Below are 6,290 nucleotides of genomic sequence, written 5' to 3' on the forward strand. Positions count from 1 at the left end.
GTCAGATGCTGGAGGTAGAGTAACGCAGGAGCTTGTTACCGAGGATCACTATTCGCTTCAATCATCTGCCTTGCCTACAGCACTTTGAACTCCCGCTGAAAGACCACATATTTAATAGGATTGGTATCAAGCTGGTTTCTTGGTTCGGGTGACCCAATAACAAATCAATGATCCTAATGTGACCATCGTAACACCCTGCCAAAATGTACCTGTTAATGAGATGGTTAAATATACTGAAGCAAAAATAGTAGAAAATACTGGAGTAAAATAAGACAAGGTGCCTAACAATATAATATTGCCGCCAATGACTGCCTGGTTCCATAACGCGTAACCCGTTCCAATCACCATGCCAGACAGCAATAAAGTCATTGTCGATGACAGCGTGAAGTTAATGCTGGGTTCATTACTGAAAAAGTATTGCACCCACAAGGTAAGAGCCGTAGCAATAAAAAACAGCACAATCGCGTTTTTGCCCTTACTAATTTTTTGAGTCACAACACAGTAAATAGCCCAAATAAACGCAGCAGCTAAAGCCATCAAATAGGTGATGGGATTGTCTGATATATTGCTTAACAAAATATCAATTGAAATCCCTTGGTCGCCAGAAATACACCATGCCACGCCGATAAAAGCCAGCAGAATACTCGGATACACGAATATATTGACCTTTTTAGGGCTTATCAAAACGCTTAACAATATCGTCAGTGCTGGCCATAAGTAATTAATAATGGCCATTTCCATGGCTTGATGTCGGCTATTCGCCATGCCTAAAGACAATGCCAAGCAAATTTCATAGGTGACAAATAATCCACCTCCGATAATGAGATAACGTATGGAGTAGTCTTTTATTTTGGGGATGCCCATTACTGACATTAAAAACAATGCACTGACGGAGTACATCATTGCCACGCCACCGATGGGACTAAATAACTCTGATAAATCGCGGATCAAGGCCGCGACAGAGCTCCAAAGCAGAATGGCAATAACACCATAAAAGGTATACTTATTATCACTAACAAAAGGCATAAAAAACCAAAGCTATAATCGTATTTGAATTTGCATCACACTATCGTGGTTAATAAATACAGATGCAATCGCTTTTTAAAATACCGTCAGATTAATCGGATTTGCCTACATAATTAGGATTGGCACAGGGCTAGAGTGCGGTATTAGTGACACTTTCAGATAATGACGATAACGCTACCAGTGCAGTTTCAAAATCTAATATTTCTACAGCATCACTTAGTTCGGTTAAATTATGTTCGAGGTGCGGATGTCCTGATAATTTATCTTGTAGCAGTAAAGTGATCTTAAGCGCATTGAGATTATTGTCTTGTAGATATTGTTTCAGTTCCGCGAGCATCAATGTGAGTTCGGGGATTGAATATTCGGCTGCGGGGAGTGGGGGCTCTACTATTTTATTAACGTCATCTTTTGTTAATAGCGTGTTGATACTCGACAGCTCAGCGAGTGCCACAAAACGTATTTGCTTACCCAAATCCCTACACTGCATGTCAAATTCATTAGCATTAGTCGCATCAAGATCCGTTAACGTTTTCTCCCCGTCGCATAAGGTACGATAAAGTACTGATAATCCGCTGGTTCCTGAGCTGCCTTTTAGGGTATGAACCGCGCGTAAGAGTTCTTTGATGTTTTTCTGCGAAATCATCAAATCGATATTTTGCAGTTGTGGTTCTAGGTTTCTTTCAAAGATGCTAATTAAACGGCGATAAAATGTTTCATTACCACCAAACGGCTCCAGTAAACCCGCTAAAGTCATATTTTCCAATTCTGAGCTAACATTATGAGCAACCTTGTTGTTTCTTTCGTCAACTCGCTGCTGATTAGTAGCCATTTTATTTGCTTTCATATCAAGGGTTCTCGGCAGATGAAGACGTTGTTTATCTACTACATAAATGAATAATAGCAGTTGATTAAATAGGGCAATATTGGGTGGACTATAGCAATATATAGACACAATTTATGGCCGGTGAATGTGTTTATTCAACAACTTAGTTTGCTACATCAAAAATAATAATACAATATTAGTCACAAATGTAGCCAAATATGGGTGCTAAACCAAGCTAATCGGAGTCGAAATGCCGTTAGATAAAATTTTACACGTAGAAGATGATGAGTCGATTAGAGTTATCGTAGAAATGGCGCTTGTTGATATTTCAGGGTTGACGTTAGTTGCTTGCGAAGGCGGAAATGAGGCGATTAGCCAAACAGATCATTTTACACCGGACTTAATATTATTGGATGCCATGATGCCCGGAATGGATGGCCTACAAACGTTAATTGAAATTCGTAAAAAGCCACATTATCAACACATTCCAGTGGTGTTTATGACGGCTCGCATTCAACATTCTGAAAAAAAAGAATATTTAGATGCTGGCGCAATAGCGGTTATCGAAAAACCGTTTGATGCTATGAGCCTTGGCGATAAACTCGAGTCTATTTATCAAGCTTATTTAACGTCAGCAGACATTCACACCCCGGAGTAACCGATGCTAAAGCCTGTATTACCTCATTCCGAGCAAAAAAGACTCATCTCGTTACAAAATACGGGACTGTTAGATACGGAACCTGAGCAGCGCTTTGATCGCTTAACCCATTTAGCTCAACTTTGTATCGGCACCGACATAGTGCTTATTTCATTAATTGATTCCAACCGCCAATGGTTTAAGTCTAAACAAGGTGTAGAGGTATGCGAGACAAGTAGAGATATCTCAATTTGTGGGCATACCATTCTGGGAAGCGGAATTTTTGAAGTGTCTGATACTCTTCTCGACAGTCGATTTGCCGATAACCCGTTAGTCGTAAACGCGCCATTTTTTCGATTTTATGCCGGAGTACCTTTAGTCAATAATGGGGAGAACATTGGCACACTGTGCTTTATTGATAGCCAACCTCGCCAGTTTACTGACAAAGAACGACAAATCGTTGCCGAATTTGCAAAGAGTATTGAGCAAGAAATTCAAGACCGATTACAAGAACAAGCCCACGAGCAATTAGTGGCAAGCGAGAAAATGTACCGTTCAGTGCTTGAAGGCACAAGGATCGGTACTTGGCAATGGAATGTTCAAACCGGCGAGTCTAATTGTAACGAACGTTGGGCTGAAATTATCGGTTATACGCTTGATGAGCTTGAGCCCATTACTATAGAAGCCTGGTTATCAATGATACACCCCGATGACTTGGCCAGTTCAGATGCTGCCTTAGATGAACACCTCAATGGCTCAACGCCATTTTATGACGTTAAATGCAGAATGAAGCACAAAGATGGCCATTATGTGTGGGTGCATGATAGAGGCAAAGTGGTTTCATATTCTGAAGATGGCAAAGCACTAATGATGTATGGCACACAGGCCGAAATCACCAAAGAAATTAATAGCGAGCTAGCATTATTGCAAAGTCGAGATCAGTTTAAGACTTTAGTTGGCAATATACCGGGAATGACTTACCGATGTCAGCATGATGAACATTGGACCATGCTGTACATGAGTGAACATATTTATGATCTTTCGGGCTATCCTGCCAGCGATTTTATTAATAATGACCAGCGCTATTACGTGAGTATTGTTCATCCTGACGACAGGCCAGAGCTATTTAATATCATCGAAAAAGCAGTACAAAACCACACTAGTTGGGTGTTAAACTTCCGTATTTTGCATAAAAATGGATCCGTTGTGTGGGTAGAGGAACGCGGGGCTGCTGAGTATGACAGTTCTGGCGCCGTGCAGTATCTTGACGGTTTTATTATGGATGTCAGCAAAGAGAAAAAACTGCAAGACCAACTGTACAAACTAACTCAGCAGCTTCCTGGTGTGGTTTATCAGTATCAATCATGGCCAGATGGACGTAGCGCATTTCCTTATGCGAGTGATGCAATAGAAGATATTTATGGTATAAAACCCGAAGATGTCCTTACTGATGCGACTAATGCATTTGCCAGAATTTACCCAGATGATTTAGCTGCTGTAGCGCTGAGTATCGAAGAGTCAGCCAAACATCAGACGCTTTGGAAGCAGGAATACCGTGTTTGCCGAGATGACAATACACTGACGTGGTTATCTGGCAGTGCGACACCAGAAACAATGCCTGATGGTAGCACCTTATGGCATGGGTATATTCAAGACATTACTCAAACCAAAGAGCATTACCTCAAACTCGAAGAACTCAATCACCAACTCCATGTCGCTCAGCAAAGTCTTGATTTAGCCAGTGAGCAAGCTCAAATAGGTTATTGGCAAGCATCATTGAAACTGGGCACTTTATGGTGGTCACCCATTATTTATCAAATATTTGGATTAGATGAGCAAGATATCGTTCCGAGTGTGACCTTGTTTAAAAGCGCAGTGCATCCAGACGATATCGACAAAGTGGATAAAAGCGAACAAGAGGCACGTTTAACCGGTATTCATAATGTAGTGCATCGCATTATTCGCCCGAACGGTGAAGTGCGCTGGGTACATGAACTAGGGCAGTTGGTTGCCGAAGATAAAAACCCAGACTTGATATTGATAGGTTCAGTGCAAGACATTACAGACAGAATGAAATTGCAACAAATTAAAGATGAATTTATCTCAACGGTGAGTCATGAACTTCGTACACCCTTAACGTCAATTTTTGGTGCATTAAACTTATTGCAGTCGGGTAAGTTAGTCACTTTACCTGCCAAAGCTGACAAACTGATTGATATTGCGAGCAGCAACTGCAAGCAGCTTAGTCGTTTAATCAATGACTTATTAGATATCGAAAAACTTGCTGCAGGTAAGTTATTGTTTGAAATGACATGTTTACCTATTAAACCTCTTTTACAAAGAGCCATTCATGATCATCAACCCTATGCAGACCTACATAATATTAGGTTAACACTGCAACTGGATAAGCAAATTGATGATACCTTGCTATATATTGATGAGCATCGTCTATTACAAATCTTGACCAATTTCCTGTCTAACGCGGTTAAGTTTTCACCTAAAGCGGGTAACGTAACGCTGTCTGCCACCCTAATTTATGATGAGGTTGAGATAGCCGTGGAAGATCAAGGCTGTGGGATCCCAGAAGATTTTAAAGGCAAGATTTTTGAACGATTTTCCCAAGCAGATGCCAGTAGCTCTAAAGCCAAAGGCGGTACGGGTTTAGGCTTGGCGCTTTGTAAAGAATTGATTGAAGCAATGAATGGTAGTATTGGTTATCGATCTGAAACAGGCGCTGGTTCGCGGTTTTATATTCGATTGCCTATATCAGTACAACAGTAGAAGTTAAAGAAATATCAGAGTCGTTACTGGATAAGGTAAACAGCTACCGATAAACAGGGAAATAAAAAACGAGTTAGCGCATAAACGCTAACTCGTGAGGTTATAGGTGATTATTTGGCAAACCATAATCAGTATCTTTGGTCATGTTAATTATTGAGTTTTTAACCTTGAATCATTTATAACCGATGGTTTAAGCGTAAAGTGCTTTATTAAGCACTGTTTACTTCGACGTTGCCGCATTGCTTAATTTACCGAGTACACCTGAAATTTTATTGATCACCTTATCGCAGCCTGCAATATTATGACGTTGTTTAATGTATTCAGGATTGTTATACGACAGCCAAACGTTGTTATCCGCATCCTCGCTAATCAAAACCTTCTGAGGTAAATCAATCGCGACGAGTTGGCTGCATTGCATTAACTGTGTCCCAATCTTAGGTTTTCCAAAAATGATGACTTCGGTTGGCCTTAGTGCTAACCCCACACTGGCAGCATTTTTTTGATGATCAATCCGAGTAAAAACTGTAAAACCTTTGTCTTTGATAATCGACTCAAATCTGTCAGCCGTTTCTTTTGCCGAATAATGACTTTTAAGAGTAATAATGCTTTCGACCGCATACGCTTGAGTCGATGCTATCAAGACAACAAGGGCTAACGAAATATTTCTAATCATAATGGTTACCTATTGGTTATGTTGATAGATGGACGTGTATATTAATTATGCGCCGTTAATACACATTGAAACAAAAGATCACAGTACAATTAATTAAATAGCTACACAATCACATCCTATAAAGCCGTTTGGTTGAAAACCTAGTTACTTTCCTTAACGAGTAAAGTTAGGCGAATATTGTTGTACTGTGTTTGTTGATACGAATAAACGTTGAGTCGGAGCGGTTATACCAATCCTATTAAATATGTGATCTTTCAGCGGGAGTTCAAAGTGCTGTAGGCAAGGCAGATGATTGAAGCGAATAGTGATCCTCGGTAACAAGCTCCTGCGTTACTCTACCTCCAGTATCT

Annotated in this window: 5 protein-coding genes; 2 read left to right on the top strand and 3 right to left on the bottom strand. The window is 40.4% G+C overall.

Features of this window, described 5'->3' with window-relative positions; translation table 11 throughout:
• Positions 1 to 126: 126 nt before the first annotated feature.
• Together yddG and ACWXWT_RS19550 are read right to left on the bottom strand one after the other, a co-directional pair.
• Complete coding sequence (gene yddG / locus ACWXWT_RS19545; RefSeq protein ID WP_456043240.1) at positions 127 to 1,026, bottom strand: aromatic amino acid DMT transporter YddG; 900 nt, start codon at positions 1,024 to 1,026, stop codon at positions 127 to 129.
• 130 nt (positions 1,027 to 1,156) lie between these two features.
• Positions 1,157 to 1,855, bottom strand: coding sequence for an Hpt domain-containing protein (locus tag ACWXWT_RS19550; RefSeq protein WP_456043241.1), 699 nt, complete (start codon positions 1,853 to 1,855; stop codon positions 1,157 to 1,159).
• 244 nt (positions 1,856 to 2,099) lie between these two features.
• On the opposite strand from ACWXWT_RS19550, the gene ACWXWT_RS19555 reads away from it, so the two are divergent.
• Together ACWXWT_RS19555 and ACWXWT_RS19560 are read left to right on the top strand one after the other, a co-directional pair.
• Entirely contained in the window at positions 2,100 to 2,507 is a 408-nt protein-coding gene (locus tag ACWXWT_RS19555) for a response regulator (protein ID WP_456043242.1), read from the top strand.
• Between the two features lie 3 nt (positions 2,508 to 2,510).
• The gene (locus ACWXWT_RS19560; protein WP_456043243.1) at positions 2,511 to 5,267 is read left to right on the top strand and encodes a PAS domain-containing protein; all 2,757 of its coding nucleotides are present in this window, start codon (positions 2,511 to 2,513) and stop codon (positions 5,265 to 5,267) included.
• A gap of 220 nt (positions 5,268 to 5,487) precedes the next feature.
• Here ACWXWT_RS19560 and ACWXWT_RS19565 read toward each other — a convergent pair whose 3' ends face one another.
• Complete coding sequence (locus ACWXWT_RS19565; RefSeq protein WP_456043244.1) at positions 5,488 to 5,940, bottom strand: DUF302 domain-containing protein; 453 nt, start codon at positions 5,938 to 5,940, stop codon at positions 5,488 to 5,490.
• Positions 5,941 to 6,290: the final 350 nt, after the last annotated feature.

Source organism: Shewanella sp. A22, from assembly GCF_053850585.1.